Origin of the sequence: Escherichia sp. S10b (assembly GCF_028421345.1) — a bacterium.
GTDB lineage: Bacteria > Pseudomonadota > Gammaproteobacteria > Enterobacterales > Enterobacteriaceae > ECMA0423.
In genome coordinates, this window is the sequence record NZ_JAHZSO010000058.1 from 53699 (window position 1) to 74032 (window position 20334).

18 protein-coding genes and 1 other RNA gene are annotated in these 20334 nt (G+C 49.4%); 13 read left to right on the top strand and 6 right to left on the bottom strand.

What is annotated here, in order from left to right:
- Positions 1-2: 2 nt before the first annotated feature.
- The 5 genes from sufB to ydiJ all read right to left on the bottom strand — a co-directional run bounded on the left by sufB (position 3) and on the right by ydiJ (position 6166).
- Positions 3-1490 carry a Fe-S cluster assembly protein SufB gene (gene sufB / locus FTE26_RS05740; protein ID WP_000089364.1) on the bottom strand — a complete coding sequence of 496 codons (1488 nt, stop codon included), beginning with the start codon at positions 1488-1490 and terminating at the stop codon, positions 3-5.
- A gap of 8 nt (positions 1491-1498) precedes the next feature.
- A complete protein-coding gene (gene sufA, locus FTE26_RS05745; RefSeq protein ID WP_000367160.1) occupies positions 1499-1867 on the bottom strand; it encodes a Fe-S cluster assembly scaffold SufA in 369 nt (122 codons plus the stop codon).
- A gap of 547 nt (positions 1868-2414) precedes the next feature.
- A complete protein-coding gene (locus tag FTE26_RS05750) occupies positions 2415-2603 on the bottom strand; it encodes a YdiH family protein (RefSeq protein WP_001296104.1) in 189 nt (62 codons plus the stop codon).
- A gap of 99 nt (positions 2604-2702) precedes the next feature.
- Positions 2703-3113: a 1,4-dihydroxy-2-naphthoyl-CoA hydrolase gene (menI, locus tag FTE26_RS05755; RefSeq protein WP_000637982.1), complete on the bottom strand. Its 411-nt coding sequence runs from the start codon at positions 3111-3113 to the stop codon at positions 2703-2705.
- Positions 3110-6166, bottom strand: coding sequence for a D-2-hydroxyglutarate dehydrogenase YdiJ (gene ydiJ / locus FTE26_RS05760; protein ID WP_000612957.1), 3057 nt, complete (start codon positions 6164-6166; stop codon positions 3110-3112). The genes menI and ydiJ overlap by 4 nt, the downstream gene beginning before the upstream one ends.
- Positions 6167-6379: 213 nt before the next feature.
- Between ydiJ and ydiK the strand changes: the two genes are divergently transcribed.
- From ydiK to FTE26_RS05805, 9 genes are all read left to right on the top strand, one after another.
- On the top strand, positions 6380-7492 hold the full coding sequence (gene ydiK / locus FTE26_RS05765; protein ID WP_000248636.1) for an AI-2E family transporter YdiK: 1113 nt from the start codon (positions 6380-6382) through the stop codon (positions 7490-7492).
- Between the two features lie 185 nt (positions 7493-7677).
- Positions 7678-7785: antisense sRNA RprA (gene rprA, locus FTE26_RS05770), an RNA gene on the top strand.
- Positions 7786-7920: 135 nt separating this feature from the next.
- Positions 7921-8277 (top strand): YdiL family protein, encoded by a 357-nt coding sequence (locus FTE26_RS05775; RefSeq protein WP_001348294.1) that lies wholly within the window; start codon positions 7921-7923, stop codon positions 8275-8277.
- 99 nt (positions 8278-8376) lie between these two features.
- A complete protein-coding gene (locus FTE26_RS05780) occupies positions 8377-9591 on the top strand; it encodes an MFS transporter (RefSeq protein ID WP_000795570.1) in 1215 nt (404 codons plus the stop codon).
- Positions 9592-9817: 226 nt separating this feature from the next.
- On the top strand, positions 9818-11083 hold the full coding sequence (locus FTE26_RS05785; protein ID WP_001297389.1) for an MFS transporter: 1266 nt from the start codon (positions 9818-9820) through the stop codon (positions 11081-11083).
- 11 nt (positions 11084-11094) lie between these two features.
- The gene (gene ydiB / locus FTE26_RS05790; protein WP_000383460.1) at positions 11095-11961 is read left to right on the top strand and encodes a quinate/shikimate dehydrogenase; all 867 of its coding nucleotides are present in this window, start codon (positions 11095-11097) and stop codon (positions 11959-11961) included.
- Positions 11962-11991: 30 nt separating this feature from the next.
- Entirely contained in the window at positions 11992-12750 is a 759-nt protein-coding gene (aroD, locus tag FTE26_RS05795) for a type I 3-dehydroquinate dehydratase (RefSeq protein WP_000860186.1), read from the top strand.
- 143 nt (positions 12751-12893) lie between these two features.
- Positions 12894-14489: an acyl CoA:acetate/3-ketoacid CoA transferase gene (locus tag FTE26_RS05800; RefSeq protein WP_000805693.1), complete on the top strand. Its 1596-nt coding sequence runs from the start codon at positions 12894-12896 to the stop codon at positions 14487-14489.
- Between the two features lie 13 nt (positions 14490-14502).
- Positions 14503-15654, top strand: a complete 1152-nt coding sequence (locus tag FTE26_RS05805; protein WP_000347850.1) for an acyl-CoA dehydrogenase — start codon at positions 14503-14505, stop codon at positions 15652-15654.
- Positions 15655-15696: 42 nt separating this feature from the next.
- Here FTE26_RS05805 and FTE26_RS05810 read toward each other — a convergent pair whose 3' ends face one another.
- Positions 15697-16608 (bottom strand): AraC family transcriptional regulator, encoded by a 912-nt coding sequence (locus FTE26_RS05810; protein ID WP_087507278.1) that lies wholly within the window; start codon positions 16606-16608, stop codon positions 15697-15699.
- Positions 16609-16923: 315 nt separating this feature from the next.
- Here FTE26_RS05810 and FTE26_RS05815 point away from each other — a divergent pair, with 315 nt between their 5' ends.
- Genes FTE26_RS05815 through FTE26_RS05830 form a run of 4 tightly spaced genes read left to right on the top strand, consistent with a single transcriptional unit; the run spans position 16924 to position 20281 of the window.
- Complete coding sequence (locus FTE26_RS05815; RefSeq protein ID WP_000692145.1) at positions 16924-17688, top strand: electron transfer flavoprotein; 765 nt, start codon at positions 16924-16926, stop codon at positions 17686-17688.
- Positions 17689-17707: 19 nt separating this feature from the next.
- Positions 17708-18646 (top strand): electron transfer flavoprotein subunit alpha, encoded by a 939-nt coding sequence (locus FTE26_RS05820; protein ID WP_000080691.1) that lies wholly within the window; start codon positions 17708-17710, stop codon positions 18644-18646.
- 55 nt (positions 18647-18701) lie between these two features.
- Positions 18702-19991, top strand: coding sequence for an FAD-dependent oxidoreductase (locus FTE26_RS05825; RefSeq protein WP_001287817.1), 1290 nt, complete (start codon positions 18702-18704; stop codon positions 19989-19991).
- Positions 19988-20281: a ferredoxin family protein gene (locus tag FTE26_RS05830; RefSeq protein ID WP_000081071.1), complete on the top strand. Its 294-nt coding sequence runs from the start codon at positions 19988-19990 to the stop codon at positions 20279-20281. The genes FTE26_RS05825 and FTE26_RS05830 overlap by 4 nt, the downstream gene beginning before the upstream one ends.
- Positions 20282-20334: the final 53 nt, after the last annotated feature.

Here is a 20334-nt window from a genome sequence, read left to right on the forward strand (position 1 = left end):
CCTTATCCGACGCTGTGTTCAAGACTGATGGCGAGGAGTTTTTGTGCTTCAACGGCAAATTCCAGCGGCAGTTCTGAGAACACGTCTTTGCAGAAACCGTTAACAATCATCGAGATGGCGTCTTCTTCGCTGATCCCGCGTTGCAGGCAGTAAAACAGTTGATCTTCACCAATACGTGATGTCGTTGCCTCGTGCTCCAGTTGTGCACTGTTATTGCGACATTCGACATACGGGAAGGTATGCGCCCCACAATTAGCGCCAATCAGCATTGAGTCGCACTGAGTGAAATTGCGCGCATTAGTTGCCGTCGGCATGATTTTCACTAAGCCGCGATAACTGTTCTGACTATGTCCGGCAGAGATCCCTTTCGAGATAATGGTCGATTTGGTGTTTTTACCGATGTGGATCATCTTGGTGCCGGTATCCGCTTGCTGATGACCGCTGGTCAGCGCCACTGAGTAAAACTCACCAATGGAGTTATCGCCGCGCAAAATGCAGCTGGGATATTTCCACGTAATCGCTGACCCGGTTTCTGATTGCGTCCATGACATTTTGCTGTTTTCGCCTTCGCACAAAGCACGCTTGGTGACGAAGTTGAGAATACCGCCGGTGTTGTTATCGCCAGGGAACCAGTTTTGTACCGTGGAATATTTCACCTCGGCGTTTTTATGGATGATGACTTCCACCACTGCCGCGTGTAACTGATAGCTGTCACGCACCGGAGCGGAACAGCCTTCAATGTAGCTGACGTAGCTGTCTTCGTCGGCCACCAGAATGGTGCGCTCAAACTGCCCAGTTTTTTCCGCGTTAATGCGAAAATAGGTGGAAAGTTCCATCGGGCAGCGCACGCCTTTAGGCACATAAATAAACGTACCGTCAGAGGCTACCGCCGCATTAAGCGCGGCAAAGAAGTTGTCATTCCCCGGCACCACGGTGCCGAGATATTTACGCACCAGTTCCGGGTGATCGTGGATCGCCTCACCAAAGGAACAGAAAATAATTCCCTGCTCCGCCAGTTTTTCGCGATAAGTAGTGGCAACCGAAACAGAGTCGAAAATGGCATCCACCGCCACCTCTTTGCCTTCCCGCACGGGAACGCCCAACTGCTCAAACGCCGCCTCCACCTCTTTACTTAAAAAGGCGTTCGCGCCAGTTTGCTGCACCGCGCCAGGTTCAGACGCGCAAGTGTCGTCACAATTACCGCACGATGGTGCTGAGTAGTAGCTGTAATCCTGATAATTCAGCTTGTCGTAGTGCGCTTTCAACCAGTGCGGTTCTTCCATCTCCAGCCATGCGCGATAGGCGTTTAGACGAAACTCCAGCATCCACTCCGGCTCATTACGCTTCGCCGAAATTGCGCGCACCACCTCTTCGTTTATCCCCTTTGCCAGCTCATCGGTGGCTAACTGGGTGAAGAATCCTTCTTTATAATTCAGCGGGCCGCCGGTCCATGTTTTGACATCGTCAGTTGCTTCAGTATTACGAGACATAGTACCGCCTATACCCCAAAGCTTTCGCCACAGCCACATTCATTCTGGGCTTTAGGGTTGTGAAATTTGAATATCTGATTAAGTCCTTCACGAACGAAATCGACTTCCGTGCCATCAATAAACGGCATCGCTTGCAGCGGGACAAACAGCTTCGCGCCGTCGTGTTCAAACAGCAGATCGTCTTTGTCCGGCTCGCTAACACTGTCGAGCACATAGCCAAAGCCCGCGCAGCCCGTTTGCTTCACGCCTAAGCGCACGCCGACCATACCCGGCTGCTTTGCCACCAGCTCACGGATGTGTATCGCCGCTGCGGGTGTCAGCGTTAAGCCTTGCCAGGCGAAATCTTGTGGGTTAAAGGTTCCTGAATGCATGTCCATCGATTTACCTCACTTCATCGCTTTCAGCGTATAACAGCATGTTAGTGATAATGATTATCAGTTCAACCCAGCAAACGCAGGGGCTTTACCGTAAAACATGCTTTTTGCCTGCTTTTAATAAGCATAGACCCTGATGTGTGGGTTAACAGGCACGCTAAGAATTAGGTATCTCATTGTTAGATAATGGTTATTATCTAAGGAGCATTAAGGCTGTGATGAAAAAGAAAAAGTTGTATTGAAAATGACTATTTAAGAGATAGGTAAAAAAGTGCAGCGTTCAGAAATAAGAAAACCCTTAAGTCTGTGCGACACAGGCTTAAGGGTTTCTACCCCATCCGGCGCTTATCTCCGGCACTCTCAGTGGCTTAGCTCTTGAAGGGGCGATAAGAATAATCTCATAAAGCTAACCCGCCGTTTTAACACAAACTGCGATTAGTATTATTTTTGAACAATATCAGGCGGTAGATAAGCAGTATTAAGAAGGTCATCGAACCTGGACGGAGGTTAATCCAGGTCGATTTGGCGAACTTGCGGCATTAAGTCAGGATCAATGCACGCCCAGACGCCAGGCAAAGTAGATTTCTTCTTTTAATTCAGCAGAAGAGAGAGTAAGCAGGTCAGCAAATTCAAGTTCTAGTTGTTTCAGACGTTTGAGATATTGGGCAGGTGAAAGATTGCTCTGGTCACGGCGTAAAAATTCAATGGCCAGCTGGGTGGGATCAAGTTGAGTAGACATAGCATCCTCGCTTTTAGACAAGACCTGCACAGTATACCACCGTTTACTGTGCAGATAATGACCAAAGGCAATATGCGTCACACTTTTCTGGTGACAACGTCACAAAATGGCGGTCGTCAATCGTGACGAACAGCACAAACGCCCTTTCTCATCGAAGATTTCAATCTGCCAGACCTGGTGACGCGAACCGAGATGCAACGGTTTGCATACCCCGCGCACCCGCCCTTCTCGTGCCGAGCGGACGTGGTTAGCATTGATTTCCAGACCAACCACTTTTTGCTCACCTTCGGTACATAAATAACCGGCAACGGAACCGATACTTTCGGCCAGTACCACGGATGCGCCTCCATGCAGCAACCCGAAAGGCTGCTTTGTCCGCGAGTCTACTGGCATTGTCGCTTCAAGGGTGTCATCACCAATATGTTCAAAGCGAATATCCAGGAACCCCACCATGTTTCCTTCACCCATAGCATTCAGTGCTTCCAGGGTGATTTTCCGTTTCCATATCATTTAATAATCTCCAGTAAAGCCTGCACAGGATGGCGTACCCCCGTGCCTTCAACCCGTTTTACCTGGCTACGGCAGGAATATCCGGTCGCCAGACAGCGGTTACGCGGCAGTCGCTGCATAGCCTGATGCCAGGATAACTCATAGATCCCGAGCGAATTTTTATGGTTTTTCGCTTCATGTCCGTAAGTCCCTGCCATGCCGCAGCAACCCACGCTGACATTTTCCAGTTTCGCGCCAAAACGGGCAAATATCGCGGCCCATTGTGCTGGCGCACCCGGCAAGGCGGTAACTTCGGTACAGTGACCAAAGAAATACCATGATTCACCGCTGACTGTAGCCACTGGCTGTGACTCAAGTGCGCTTGCCAGCCATTCATTCGCCAGTAAGACGTTAAACTCGCCACGTTCCTCGCCCAGCGCCAGTTTATATTCATCGCGATAACAAAGTACCAGCGCCGGATCGACGCCCACCATTGGCATACCCAGCTTCGCCATACGGTTGAGGAAATCCGCCGTCTTTTTCGCCGTCTTCGCAAAACGATTAAGAAAACCTTTAATATGCTGGGCTTTGCCATTTGGCGAAAATGGCAGTAACACAGGCTGGAAACCTAATTTTTCGACCAGACGGACAAAATCCGCCACCACTTGCGCATCGTAATAGCTGGTAAAGGGGTCCTGCACCACCAACACTGTGCGCGCTTTCTGCTCTGCATTGAGAGATTCAAGCTGTTCCAGCGTCATGTTTGCCGAGCGATGCCCCACCATTTGTTGTTGTAGCGAGGGGACCGACAGCAGCGGCAAATCAACCATGCCGATATGTTTTTCCGAGAGTTTGCGCACCAGCGGCTGGTTAATGAAGAAGTTAAAGGTTTTCGGCGCGCGTGCCATCAGCGGCGCGTAGCTCTCGACCGTAGCGACGAGGTGGTCGCGCAGCGGGCGTAAATAACGGGTGTGATAGAGCTGCAGAAAACGAGAGCGAAACTCCGGCACATCAATTTTGATGGGGCACTGGGTCGAACACGCTTTACAGGCCAGACAGCCCGACATCGCCTCTTTGACTTCGTGTGAGAAGTCATATTCGCCTTTATTCGCATGCCAGCTATTGCGCGTGCGGGCAATTAACGTCCGCAAACTGACGCCGGATTCAGGCAGTTCTTGTTCCAGTTTGAGTGGATCAACGCCGCGATCCGCCAACAAACGCAGCCATTCACGCACCAGCGTTGCGCGCCCTTTCGGTGAATGAATCCGGTTCTGGGTGATCTTCATCGACGGACACATCGGACTACGGGCATCAAAGTTGAAGCATAAACCGTTGCCGTTACACTCCATCGCACCGCGCCACTGCTGGCGTACCGCAATGGGGATCTGCCGATCGAATGTACCGCGCTTCACCGCGTCCATTTTCATCATCGGCGCATCGAGACCTTCTGGCGGGCAAATCTTCCCTGGGTTGAGTCGGTTATGCGGGTCAAATGCCGCTTTCACTTTGCGCAGTTCTGCAAAAAGTTCCTCACCGAAAAACGCCGGGCTGTATTCAGCGCGAAAACCTTTGCCGTGCTCGCCCCACAACAAACCACCGTATTTCGCAGTCAGCGCCACTACGTCATCAGAGATTTGCTTCATCAAAATCTCTTGTTGAGGATCGCACATATCCAGCGCTGGACGGACGTGCAAGACACCTGCGTCGACGTGACCGAACATACCGTAGCTTAAGCCGTGGCTGTCGAGCAGCGCGCGAAATTCAGCAATATAATCGGCCAGATGTTCCGGCGGTACGCAGGTATCCTCAGCAAACGGAATTGGCTTAGCGGCACCTTTGGCATTGCCAAGCAGACCAACGGCTTTTTTACGCATCGCATAGATACGTTCAACACCCGCCAGCTCGCGGCACACCTGCCAGCCAATCACACCTGCCTGTTGGCTGGCAATCAGCTCATCAAGCCGCACACAGAGAGCATTAACTCGCTCGTCAATCAGCGCCTCATCATCACCAGCAAACTCCACAATGTTCAGCCCGAGCATCTCTTTGTCAGGCACATCGGTAATCAACTCGCTGACGGAATGCCAGACAATATCTTCCCGCGCCAGATTCAGCACTTTTGAGTCCACCGTCTCTACCGAAAGCGCCCGCGCCTCAACCATAAACGGCGCGTTACGCAGCGCGGAGTCAAAAGAGTCATATTTGACGTTCACCAGACGGCGCACTTTAGGCAAGGGCGTAATATCCAGCCGCGCTTCGGTAATAAAGGCCAGCGTCCCTTCTGAACCCGTCAGAATGCGCGTCAGGTCGAACTCGGTCATCTCATCGTTAAAGACATGACGCAGATCGTAACCGGTAAGAAAGCGGTTAAGTTTGGGGAAGTTGTCGATGATTAACTGGCGTTGCTGACGGCAACGTTGATAAACCGTGTTATAAATTCGCCCGATTGTGGTATTGGATTTACCCAGCGTTTCCGCCAGTTCGACGGGTAAAGGTTGCGTATCGAGAATATCGCCCCCCAACAACACCGCACGTACGCCAAGTACGTGATCCGACGTTTTGCCATAGACCAGCGATCCCTGACCAGAAGCATCGGTATTGATCATCCCACCGAGCGTTGCCCGGTTGCTGGTCGAAAGTTCCGGCGCAAAAAAGTAGCCGAACGGTTTCAGGTACTGATTGAGTTGATCTTTTATCACCCCGGCCTCAACGCGCACCCAGCCCTCTTCAGGGTTAATTTCGATGATGCGGTTCATATGGCGGGACATATCAACAATAATCCCCTGGTTGAGCGCCTGACCGTTAGTGCCGGTGCCGCCGCCGCGGGGGGTAAAGATCAGCGATGAATAGCGTTCCTGCGCGGCAAGACGGGCGATCAGCGCCACATCTGCGGTTGAACGCGGAAATACCACCGCATCGGGGAGAAGTTGGTAAATACTGTTGTCGGTCGACATTGTCAGACGATCGGCATAACTTGTCGCCGTATCGCCGGTAAAACCTTGTTGCTCCAGCTCTTGCAAAAAATTAAGCACCAGTTGAACGACGCCGGGTGCCTGGGAAATCTGTGGAATCATTATATTGACCCTTTCCTGCGGTCTGTGATGAGAGATTAATCGTTTGCGTGTTGCCTGAGTTGTTGTACCACATTTTTTTCTAACACGCCCATCAGAATTAAGGGCAGAATCGGCCTGTTAAAAACCGCTGAAATTGCTCATCATTATGCAGGTGAGTTTCGCGTGTTCACGTCGCGTCGACGATTTGACGCACAAAAAAGGTGAAAAGTAGTTATGGTAAATGTTCGTCAGCCCAGGGATGTCGCACAAATTCTGCTTTCGGTGCTGTTTTTAGCCATCATGATTGTGGCATGTCTGTGGATTGTTCAACCCTTTATTCTCGGCTTTGCATGGGCCGGTACGGTGGTTATCGCCACCTGGCCAGTATTGTTACGTTTGCAAAAGATCATGTTTGGCCGCCGCTCTCTCGCCGTTCTGGTGATGACGCTGTTATTAGTGATGGTGTTTATCATCCCTATTGCTTTGCTGGTTAACAGTATCGTCGACGGCAGCGGCCCGCTAATTAAAGCCATTTCCAGCGGCGACATGACGTTACCCGATCTGGCGTGGCTTAATACCATTCCGGTGATTGGCGCGAAGCTGTATGCAGGCTGGCACAACTTGCTGGATATGGGGGGGACGGCGATCATGGCGAAAGTCCGCCCTTATATTGGCACCACCACCACCTGGTTCGTTGGGCAGGCGGCGCATATCGGGCGCTTTATGGTGCATTGTGCGCTGATGCTTCTCTTCAGTGCCCTGCTGTACTGGCGCGGTGAACAGGTGGCACAAGGCATTCGCCATTTTGCAACCCGTCTGGCAGGCGTTCGCGGAGATGCCGCCGTACTGCTGGCGGCACAGGCTATCCGCGCGGTGGCGCTGGGTGTGGTGGTGACGGCGTTAGTACAGGCAGTGCTTGGCGGTATCGGCCTCGCCGTATCCGGCGTACCTTATGCAACGTTGCTAACGGTGTTAATGATCCTCTCCTGCCTTGTCCAGCTTGGCCCGTTGCCGGTACTGATTCCGGCGATTATCTGGCTCTACTGGACTGGCGATACCACCTGGGGAACGGTATTGTTAGTGTGGAGCGGTGTGGTTGGCACGCTGGATAACGTCATCCGCCCAATGTTAATTCGCATGGGTGCCGATTTACCGCTGATCCTGATCCTCTCTGGTGTTATTGGTGGTTTGATTGCTTTCGGGATGATCGGTCTGTTTATTGGTCCGGTTCTGTTAGCCGTTTCCTGGCGTCTGTTTGCCGCGTGGGTGGAAGAAGTCCCGCCGCCGACGGACCAACCGGAAGAAATTCTCGAAGAACTTGGCGAAATCGAGAAACCGAATAAGTAATTTCTCATCAGGCGGCTCTGCCGCCTGATTGTTAACCCCCGCTAATTGATATTTGCTTGCTCTTCCCCATATTTTCCTGCTTACCGCCATTCAGCTGGTAGTACCTGTCGCAAATTCTTTACAGTTTTTAAACTAATGAGACGAATCTGATCGACGCAAAAAGTCCGTATGCCTACTATTAGCTCACGGTTATAAATCAACATATTGATTTATAAGCATGGAAATCCCCTGAGTGAAACAACGAATTGCTGTGTGTAGTCTTTGCCCATCTCCCACGATGGGCTTTTTTTTAACATTTTTCCGCTTCGCTACCTCGCCCCTCACTCTTTCCAATAATGTTGCACAAGATACTGTGACTCTCTTCAAGCCGTCAGCAGGCTGATAATGTTATTTATATTTTATTGTTTATTTCATGCAGCCATTACACGATGAACGCTTATGAACTCCAGGCACTCCGCCATATTTTTGCCATGACTATTGATGAATGCGCGACCTGGATTGCCGAGACCGGTGACAGTGAAAGCTGGCGTCAGTGGGAAAATGGCAAGTGTGCCATTCCTGAGCGTGTAGTCGAGCAACTGTTGGCTATGCGTCAGCAAAGAAAAAAACATCTTCATGCCATCATAGAGAAAATAAATAACCGCATCGGCAACAACACCATGCGTTTTTTCCCCGACTTAACCGCATTTCAACGAGTCTACCCTGATGGCAATTTTATTGACTGGAAGATCTATCAATCGGTAGCCGCTGAATTATATGCACACGATCTGGAGCGACTTTGTTAATTTTTCCACAGAAAGGAATTGTCGTTGTTACAACAATAATGAATGGATACTGACACAACATCGCTACACTTTTTAAAGCACCTTTGCTAAGTAGAACCTATGAAAAATCCCTATTACCCTACCGCACTTGGGTTGTATTTTAATTACCTGGTGCATGGTATGGGCGTCATTTTGATGAGCCTGAATATGGCCTCGCTGGAGACACTTTGGCAGACTAATGCCGCGGGTGTCTCGATAGTTATCTCATCGCTGGGCATTGGTCGATTAAGTGTCTTGCTTTTTGCAGGATTATTATCCGATCGCTTTGGTCGCCGCCCTTTTATCATGCTCGGGATGTGCTGCTATATGGCCTTCTTTTTTGGCATCCTGCACACCAATAACATCATTATCGCTTATGTTTTTGGCTTTCTGGCAGGAATGGCAAACAGTTTTCTCGATGCAGGCACTTATCCCAGTTTGATGGAAGCTTTTCCACGCTCACCTGGGACAGCCAATATTTTAATTAAAGCATTTGTTTCCAGCGGACAATTTTTATTACCGCTAATCATTAGCCTGTTAGTGTGGGCTGAACTGTGGTTCGGTTGGTCCTTTATGATTGCTGCAGGCATTATGTTTATTAACGCTCTGTTTTTATACCGTTGTACGTTCCCACCCCATCCGGGTCATCGCTTACCTGTCATAAAGAAAACCACCAGCTCTACGGAACATCGCTGTTCAATTATCGATTTAGCCAGTTATACCTTATATGGCTATATCTCAATGGCAACGTTTTATCTGGTTAGCCAGTGGCTGGCACAGTACGGACAATTTGTTGCAGGCATGTCATACACTATGTCGATTAAACTACTCAGTATCTACACCGTGGGTTCGCTGCTTTGTGTATTTATTACCGCTCCACTCATTCGTAATACCGTTCGCCCAACAACATTACTGATGCTGTACACCTTTATCTCATTTATTGCTCTGTTTACCGTCTGCCTGCATCCCACATTTTATGTGGTGATAATATTTGCTTTTGTCATTGGTTTTACCTCTGCTGGAGGTGTTGTGCAAATTGGCCTGACGTTAATGGCTGAACGTTTCCCTTACGCTAAAGGTAAAGCTACAGGGATCTATTACAGTGCGGGCAGTATTGCGACCTTTACTATTCCGTTGATTACGGCTCATCTGTCCCAAAGAAGTATTGCCGATATTATGTGGTTCGATACCGCCATCGCTGCCATCGGTTTTTTACTGGCACTGTTTATCGGCTTACGCAGCCGCAAAAAAACGCGGCATCACTCGCTAAAGGAAAATGTCGCTCCGGGTGGGTAATGCAATATTCTTTTCAGGTCATGCAAGATCTTACGGATAAATAACTCTTTCTGCGCTAACTAAGGAAAATCGCGATCAAAAACAAACTATGACATGCAATATTCCTGGAAACATAAACTTTATGCCATGTACCCAGGGAAAATCATCTTCAGTATAGTAATTATGTAAACCGTCGGAGAACAATACGTACGGTAACGAAATTATCTTTCAGCAAGGAGCTGTGAAAATGTCTCAAAATAAGGCTTTCAGCACGCCATTTATCCTGGCTGTTCTTTGTATTTACTTCAGCTACTTCCTGCACGGCATTAGTGTTATTACGCTTGCCCAAAACATGTCATCTCTGGCGGAAAAGTTTTCCACTGACAACGCGGGCATTGCCTACTTAATTTCCGGTATTGGTTTGGGGCGATTGATCAGTATTTTATTCTTCGGTGTGATCTCCGATAAGTTTGGTCGTCGGGCGGTGATATTAATGGCAGTAATAATGTATCTGCTATTCTTCTTTGGTATTCCCGCTTGCCCGAATTTAACTCTCGCCTACGGTCTGGCAGTGTGCGTAGGTATCGCTAACTCAGCGCTGGATACGGGTGGCTACCCCGCGCTCATGGAATGCTTTCCGAAAGCCTCTGGTTCGGCGGTCATACTGGTTAAAGCGATGGTGTCATTCGGACAAATGTTCTACCCAATGCTGGTGAGCTATATGTTGCTCAATAACATCTGGTACGGCTATGGGCTGATTATTCCAGGCATCCTATTTGTACTGATCACGCTGATGCTGTTGAAAAGCAAATTCCCCAGCCAGTTGGTGGACGCCAGCGTAGCTAATGAATTACCGCAAATGAACAGCAAACCGTTAGTCTGGCTGGAAGGTGTTTCATCGGTACTGTTCGGTGTAGCCGCATTCTCGACCTTTTATGTGATTGTGGTGTGGATGCCCAAATATGCGATGGCTTTTGCTGGTATGTCAGAAGCTGAGGCATTAAAAACCATCTCTTATTACAGTATGGGCTCGTTGGTCTGTGTCTTTATTTTTGCCGCACTACTGAAAAAAATGGTCCGGCCCATCTGGGCTAATGTATTTAACTCTGCACTGGCAACAATAACAGCAGCCATTATCTACCTGTACCCTTCTCCACTGGTGTGTAATGCCGGAGCCTTTGTTATCGGTTTCTCAGCAGCTGGTGGCATTTTACAGCTCGGCGTTTCGGTCATGTCAGAGTTTTTCCCCAAAAGCAAAGCCAAAGTCACCAGTATTTATATGATGATGGGTGGACTGGCTAACTTTGTTATTCCGCTGATTACCGGTTATCTGTCGAACATCGGCCTGCAATATATCATTGTTCTCGATTTTACTTTCGCGCTGCTGGCCCTGATTACCGCAATTATTGTTTTTATCCGCTATTACCGCGTTTTTATTATTCCTGAGAATGATGTGCGGTTTGGCGAGCGTAAATTTAGCACCCGGTTAAACACAATTAAGCATAGAGGTTAAAGGAGTTAATTATGGATGTTACCGCAAAATACGAATTGATTGGGCTGATGGCCTATCCTATCCGCCACAGTTTATCGCCTGAAATGCAGAATAAAGCCTTAGAAAAAGCGGGACTGCCATTTACCTATATGGCCTTTGAAGTGGATAACGATAGTTTTCCCGGAGCAATTGAAGGATTAAAAGCCCTCAAAATGCGCGGAACTGGTATATCAATGCCGAACAAACAACTGGCGTGTGAATATGTTGATGAATTAACGCCAGCAGCCAAACTGGTGGGTGCCATCAACACCATCGTTAATGATGATGGCTACCTGCGCGGCTATAACACCGACGGCACGGGCCATATTCGCGCCATTAAAGAGAGCGGTTTTGATATCAAAGGCAAAACAATGGTGCTGTTAGGGGCCGGAGGTGCCTCAACGGCGATTGGCGCGCAGGGGGCAATTGAAGGTTTAAAAGAAATTAAACTCTTTAACCGTCGGGATGAGTTCTTCGATAAAGCCCTCGCCTTCGCGCAGCGGGTTAACGAAAACACCGATTGTGTCGTCACGGTTACCGATCTCGCCGATCAGCAAGCCTTTGCTGAAGCCCTGGCTTCCGCCGACATTTTAACCAATGGCACAAAAGTGGGTATGAAACCCCTTGAGAATGAATCATTAGTTAATGATATCAGTCTGTTACATCCGGGACTGCTGGTCACTGAATGCGTGTATAACCCGCATATGACGAAGTTATTGCAGCAGGCGCAACAAGCTGGTTGCAAAACGATTGATGGATACGGCATGTTGTTGTGGCAAGGGGCTGAACAGTTCACGTTATGGACTGGCAAAGATTTCCCTCTGGAATATGTTAAACAGGTCATGGGGTTCGGTGCCTGACAGGCTGACCGCGTGCAGAAAGGGTAAAAAATGAAAACCGTAACTGTAAAAGATCTCGTCATTGGTACGGGCGCACCTAAAATCATCGTCTCGCTGATGGCGAAAGATATCGCCCGCGTGAAATCCGAAGCTCTCGCCTATCGTGAAGCGGACTTTGATATTCTGGAATGGCGTGTAGACCACTATGCCGATCTCTCCAATGTGGAGTCTGTCATGGCGGCAGCAAAAATTCTCCGTGAAACCATGCCAGAAAAACCGCTGCTGTTTACCTTCCGCAGTGCCAAAGAAGGCGGTGAGCAGGCGATTTCCACCGAGGCTTATATTGCTCTCAATCGTGCAGCCATCGACAGCGGCCTGGTTGATATGATCGATCTGGAGTTATTTACCGGCGATGATCAGGTTAAAGAAACCGTCGCCTACGCCCACGCGCATGATGTGAAAGTTGTCATGTCCAACCATGACTTCCATAAAACGCCGGAAGCCGAAGAAATCATTGCCCGTCTGCGCAAAATGCAGTCCTTCGACGCCGATATTCCTAAGATTGCGCTGATGCCGCAAAGTACCAGCGATGTGCTGACGTTGCTTACCGCGACCCTGGAGATGCAGGAGCAGTATGCCGATCGTCCAATCATCACGATGTCGATGGCAAAAACTGGCGTAATTTCTCGTCTGGCTGGTGAAGTATTTGGCTCGGCGGCAACTTTTGGTGCGGTAAAAAAAGCCTCTGCACCAGGGCAAATCTCGGTAAATGATTTACGCACGGTATTAACTATTTTACACCAGGCATAAGCAATAATATTTCGGCGGGAACACCCTCCCCGCCGAACTTAAAAAATATATTTAACCGTATTTAATAAAAATATTTCGTGAGTCTCTGTGCGCTAATTCTCCATCTGGCGTAGGGAAAATCACATCTGAATCAGGAATTAACAATGAAACCTGTAAAACCACCTCGTATTAATGGACGAGTGCCGGTCCTGTCGGCACAGGAAGCGGTGAATTATATTCCCGACGAAGCAACACTTTGTGTGTTAGGCGCTGGCGGCGGTATTCTGGAAGCCACCACGTTAATTACAGCTCTTGCTGATAAATATAAACAGACTCAAACGCCACGTAATTTATCGATTATTAGTCCGACAGGGCTTGGCGATCGCGCCGACCGTGGTATTAGTCCTCTGGCGCAAGAAGGTCTGGTGAAATGGGCATTATGTGGTCACTGGGGACAATCGCCGCGTATTTCTGAACTCGCAGAACAAAATAAAATTATTGCTTATAACTATCCACAAGGTGTACTTACACAAACCTTACGCGCCGCCGCAGCCCACCAGCCTGGTATTATTAGTGATATTGGCATCGGGACATTTGTCGATCCACGCCAGCAAGGCGGCAAACTGAATGAAGTCACGAAAGAAGACCTGATTAAACTGGTCGAGTTTGATAACAAAGAATATCTCTATTACAAAGCGATTGCGCCAGATATCGCCTTCATTCGCGCTACCACCTGCGACAGTGAAGGCTACGCCACTTTTGAAGATGAGGTGATGTATCTCGACGCATTGGTTATTGCCCAGGCGGTGCACAATAACGGCGGTATTGTGATGATGCAGGTGCAGAAAATGGTTAAGAAAGCCACGCTGCATCCTAAATCTGTCCGTATTCCGGGTTATCTGGTGGATATTGTGGTGGTCGATCCGGATCAAAGCCAACTGTATGGCGGTGCGCCGGTTAACCGCTTTATTTCTGGTGACTTCACCCTTGATGACAGCACCAAACTTAGCCTGCCCCTAAACCAACGTAAATTAGTTGCGAGGCGTGCATTATTCGAAATGCGTAAAGGCGCGGTGGGGAATGTCGGCGTCGGTATTGCTGACGGTATTGGCCTGGTCGCCCGGGAAGAAGGTTGTGCTGATGACTTTATTCTGACGGTAGAAACAGGTCCGATTGGCGGAATTACTTCACAGGGTATCGCCTTTGGCGCGAACGTGAATACCCGCGCCATTCTGGATATGACGTCCCAGTTTGATTTTTATCACGGTGGTGGTCTGGATGTTTGTTATTTGAGTTTTGCTGAAGTCGACCAGCACGGTAACGTCGGCGTGCATAAATTCAATGGCAAAATCATGGGTACCGGTGGATTTATTGATATCAGTGCCACCTCGAAGAAAATTATTTTCTGCGGCACGTTAACCGCGGGCAGTTTAAAAACAGAAATTGCCGATGGCAAATTAAATATCGTCCAGGAAGGACGGGTGAAGAAATTTATTCAGGAACTACCGGAAATTACTTTTAGCGGAAAAATCGCGCTCGAACGGGAACTGGATGTTCGTTACATCACCGAACGTGCTGTATTCACGCTGAAAGAAGACGGCCTGCATTTAATCGAAATCGCCCCTGGCGTCGATTTACAAAAAGATATTCTCGACAAAATGGACTTCACCCCAGTGATTTCGCCAGAACTCAAACTGATGGACGAAAGATTATTTATCGATGCGGCGATGGGTTTTGTCCTGCCTGAAGCGGCTCATTAACAGGAGTATAATGATGGATTTTTCTTTAACTGAAGAACAAGAACTGCTGCTGGCCAGTATTCGCGAACTGATTACGACTAACTTTCCGGAAGAGTATTTCCGCACCTGCGATCAAAACGGGACATATCCGCGTGAGTTTATGCGGGCGCTGGCGGATAACGGTATTTCCATGCTTGGCGTGCCGGAAGAATTTGGTGGTATCCCTGCGGATTACGTCACCCAAATGCTGGCGCTGATGGAAGTGTCAAAATGCGGTGCTCCGGCATTTTTGATCACCAACGGTCAATGTATTCACAGTATGCGCCGTTTCGGTTCTGCAGAGCAGCTACGTAAAACGGCAGAAAGCACCCTGGAAACGGGTGATCCCGCCTATGCCCTGGCGTTGACGGAACCAGGTGCTGGCTCAGATAACAACAGTGCCACTACCACTTACACGCGTAAAAACGGCAAGGTCTACATCAACGGACAAAAAACCTTTATTACCGGTGCGAAAGAGTACCCGTATATGCTGGTGCTGGCGCGCGATCCGCAACCGAAAGATCCCAAAAAAGCCTTCACCCTGTGGTGGGTCGACTCCAGTAAGCCCGGCATTAAGATTAACCCGCTGCATAAAATCGGCTGGCATATGCTCAGCACCTGCGAAGTCTATCTCGACAACGTGGAGGTTGAAGAGAGCGACATGGTGGGCGAAGAAGGAATGGGTTTCCTCAATGTGATGTACAACTTTGAGATGGAGCGCCTGATCAACGCCGCGCGCAGCACCGGCTTTGCCGAATGCGCCTTTGAAGATGCCGCCCGCTATGCCAACCAACGTATCGCTTTTGGTAAGCCCATTGGTCATAACCAGATGATCCAGGAAAAACTGGCGCTGATGGCGATTAAGATCGACAACATGCGCAACATGGTGCTGAAAGTGGCATGGCAAGCCGATCAGCATCAGTCACTGCGCACCAGCGCGGCGCTGGCAAAACTGTACTGTGCACGTACCGCAATGGAAGTCATTGATGATGCGATTCAAATCATGGGCGGTCTGGGCTATACCGATGAGGCGCGCGTCTCCCGCTTCTGGCGTGATGTCCGTTGTGAACGTATCGGCGGCGGTACAGACGAAATTATGATTTACGTTGCGGGTCGGCAGATCCTGAAAGATTATCAGAACAAATAATCTGCAGGCGGCGCAGCTTCTTAACAAACTGCGCCGCCAGATTTACCCGGCAAGACTTACCGGTTGAGGAAATTCAGATAGGATTTCTTGTTCCGCAAAACAGTTTTTAAATTGCCTGCGGTAATCGCTGGGCGAACAACCGACATGGCGCAAAAACAGTTTGGCAAAGTGATCGACATTTTCATAACCCACACGCCAGGAGATCTCTGCCTGTGATAATTCAGTATTAGTGAGTGACCATTTCGCTTCCGTCATACGCCGTTGAATAACATAGTTAATAGGGGAAATACGATACTCTTTGGTAAATTCATGGCAAATATAACTGACGCTGGCACGAAATTTTTTCGATAACTGTTCTAAAGTGATTTTTTCGCGATAATTATTATTCAGATAAAAAAGAATATCTTTTATCAGAACATCTTTTTTAATATACCCCTGCTCCGAACGATAAGCATTTTTAAAGTTTTCGTAGTAAAGAATGGCTAACGTATAGGCAAATGCATCCCATAACGAAGATGTTTGGCTATTTTTACTTTGCGGCAAAATCACACTTAGCTCATTAAATAAGGTTTTTATGACTTCTTTTCCCTGCCCCGCGGCAATTACCGGACAAGAATGCGGTTGCAGTAGCTGATTTTCCTCAGCCCCCTGAAACTGAAAGCCGTACAGCGCACAGGTACACGTCGTTGCCGGATCGTTAACGTCAGAGGCCACCGCATGCAGCCTGCCGCGTTCTATCACCACTATATCATCGGCATGTGCGACATATAACGATGAATCGATGGTAAACCTTGCTACCCCTTTCTTGACGTAAATCAGCTCGGTTTCATTGTCATGAACGTGATGTCTAGACTCCCATTTTGGATCATCGCTAATTGCAAAACGTGAAAGCCGTGGCGTTTTACCGGCGACAAACAGCGTTTCACTGGCATTATCAAAACAGCGTTGATACATGACAACCTCCCTATTCCATGAGCAAGCAAAAACAATATATGCCGGATAAAATACGGCGTGTATTGCGGTTATACAACCGCGTTTAGCGAGAGCTAAACAAGATTATTTACACTGAATGCAAGATTGTACGGTCATGGAATAACTATATTGCCGCAAATTGCACTTTTGTTTTAGCGATCGCATTTTTTTTGCAAGATTGTTGGCAAGGAAAACAGCTTGCTCCGTCGAAAACCCCGCACCGCTATCGCACACTATTTTCAGGCCATTTTTACCTTCCATCGGAGATGGTTCCGTATGCGACTCACAGGAGAAATCATGAAAATAATAACCTGCTTTAAGCTGGTGCCTGAAGAACAGGACATTGTTGTCACTCCAGAATACACCCTGAATTTCGACAATGCCGACGCCAAAATCAGCCAGTTCGATCTCAATGCCATTGAAGCTGCAAGCCAGCTTGCAACAGATGACGATGAGATAGCCGCGCTGACCGTTGGCGGCTCATTGTTGCAGAACTCGAAAGTGCGCAAAGACGTGCTATCCCGCGGGCCGCACAGCCTGTATTTGGTGCAGGATGCGCAACTTGAACATGCACTGCCTCTCGATACCGCAAAAGCGCTGGCAGCAGCAGTTGAAAAGATCGGCTTCGATTTACTGATCTTTGGTGAAGGTTCCGGCGACCTTTATGCCCAGCAGGCTGGCTTGCTGGTCGGAGAAATTCTGCAACTTCCGGTGATTAATGCAGTGAGTGCTATTCAGCGTCAGGGCAATACACTGGTGATTGAACGCACGCTTGAAGATGATGTTGAAGTTATTGAACTCTCTGTTCCAGCCGTGCTCTGCGTCACCTCCGATATTAACGTGCCACGCATTCCTTCGATGAAAGCCATTCTCGGCGCGGGTAAAAAACCGGTAAATCAGTGGCAGGCAAGTGATATTGACTGGAGCCAGAGCGCGCCACTTGCTGAACTGGTCGGCATTCGCGTACCGCCGCAAACAGAACGTAAGCACATCATTATCGATAACGATTCGCCGGAGGCCATTGCCGAGCTGGCGGAACATCTGAAGAAAGCCCTGAACTGAAGCCTACGGAGAAGAAACGATGAGTCAATTAAACAGCGTCTGGGTCTTTAGCGATAATCCTGAACGTTATGCTGAACTGTTTGGCGGCGCTCAGCAATGGGGCCAACAGGTGTATGCCATTGTACAAAATACCGACCAGGCGCAGGCAGTTATGCCTTATGGTCCAAAATGTATTTATGTTCTTGAGCAAAACGACGCGCTGCAACGCACTGAAAATTACGCCGAAAGCATTGCTGCCCTGCTGAAAGATAAACACCCCGCTATGTTGCTGTTGGCCGCGACGAAACGTGGTAAAGCTCTGGCAGCACGGTTAAGTGTGCAACTGAATGCGGCGCTGGTGAACGATGCCACGGCGGTGGATATTATCGATGGTCACATTTGCGCCGAACACCGGATGTATGGCGGGTTAGCGTTCGCTCAGGAAAAGATCAACAGCCCGCTGGCGATCATTACCCTTGCACCCGGTGTTCAGGAACCGTGCACCAGTGATACCTCTCATCAGTGCCCGACAGAAACGGTACCTTATGTTGCTCCGCGTCATGAAATTCTCTGTCGCGAACGCCGTGCGAAAGCCGCAAGCAGCGTGGACCTGAGCAAAGCAAAACGTGTGGTTGGCGTCGGTCGTGGTCTGGCGGCGCAGGATGACCTGAAAATGGTCCACGAACTGGCGGCGGTGCTGAATGCTGAAGTCGGCTGTTCACGTCCAATTGCCGAAGGCGAGAACTGGATGGAGCGTGAACGTTATATCGGTGTCTCCGGCGTGTTGCTGAAATCCGATCTCTACCTGACGCTGGGGATCTCCGGGCAGATCCAGCATATGGTTGGCGGCAACGGCGCAAAAGTGATTGTCGCCATCAATAAAGATAAAAATGCGCCAATCTTCAATTATGCCGACTACGGTCTGGTGGGCGATATCTACAAAGTCGTCCCTGCCCTGATTAGCCAGTTGAGCCGCTAATTCCCCTTTCAACCACATCTCCCGCTGTAAACGCAGCGGGAAGGGAGCATAACGCATGTCGGAAGACAAATTTGATGCCATTGTGGTCGGTGCGGGCGTTGCTGGTAGCGTTGCCGCACTGGTCATGGCGCGAGCCGGGCTGGATGTCCTGGTGATAGAACGCGGCGACAGTGCCGGATGTAAAAACATGACCGGCGGGCGTCTTTATGCCCACACACTTGAAGCAATCATTCCAGGCTTTGCAGTATCAGCGCCGGTAGAACGCAAGGTCACACGCGAGAAAATCTCCTTCTTAACCGAAGAAAGCGCCGTTACCCTCGATTTTCACCGCGAGCAACCAGATGTTCCGCAACACGCATCTTATACCGTATTGCGTAATCGTCTGGACCCGTGGTTGATGGAACAAGCCGAGCAGGCGGGCGCGCAGTTTATCCCAGGCGTTCGCGTCGATGCGCTGGTTCGTGAAGGAAACAAGGTCACTGGCGTGCAGGCTGGGGATGATATTCTCGAAGCGAATGTGGTGATTCTGGCTGATGGCGTTAACTCGATGCTTGGCCGCTCGCTAGGAATGGTTCCCGCTTCCGATCCGCATCATTACGCTGTTGGTGTTAAAGAGGTTATTGGCCTCACACCAGAACAGATCAACGATCGCTTTAATATTACGGGCGAGGAAGGTGCCGCCTGGCTGTTTGCCGGTTCCCCTTCTGACGGCCTGATGGGCGGGGGATTTCTCTATACCAACAAGGATTCCATATCCTTGGGGCTGGTTTGTGGATTGGGTGATATCGCCCATGCGCAAAAAAGCGTGCCGCAAATGCTGGAAGATTTTAAACAACACCCCGCCATTCGCCCACTAATTAGCGGCGGCAAACTGCTTGAATATTCCGGGCATATGGTGCCAGAAGGCGGTCTGGCAATGGTGCCGCAGATGGTTAACGATGGCGTGATGATCGTTGGTGACGCCGCAGGCTTCTGCCTGAATTTGGGTTTTACAGTTCGTGGCATGGATTTAGCCATTGCATCGGCTCAGGCTGCCGCCACAACGGTGAGCGCCGCCAAAGAACGCGAGGATTTCTCCGCCAGCAGTCTGGCGCAATACAAACGTGAGCTGGAACAAAGCTGCGTCATGCGCGATATGCAGCATTTCCGCAAGATCCCGGCGCTGATGGAAAACCCGCGCCTGTTTAGCCAATACCCACGAATGGTCGCCGACATCATGAACGAGATGTTCACCATTGACGGCAAACCAAACCAGCCGGTACGCAAAATGATCATGGGACATGCGAAGAAAATTGGGCTGATCAACTTGCTGAAAGATGGCATTAAGGGAGCAACCGCGCTATGAGCCAGAACGCTACGGTTAACGTCGACATCAAATTAGGCGTCAATAAATTCCATGTTGATGAGGGCCACCCGCATATCATTCTGGCGGCAAATCCCGATATCAATGAATTCCGTAAATTAATGAAAGCCTGCCCTGCCGGACTTTATAAGCAGGATGACGCCGGCAACATTCATTTTGATTCTGCCGGTTGTCTGGAGTGCGGCACCTGTCGGGTGCTGTGCGGTAACACTATTCTCGAACAGTGGCAATATCCCGCAGGCACCTTCGGTATTGATTTTCGCTACGGCTAATCATGCATCCCACAGGCCCGCATCTCGGGCCTGATGTTCTGTTTCGAGAGTCC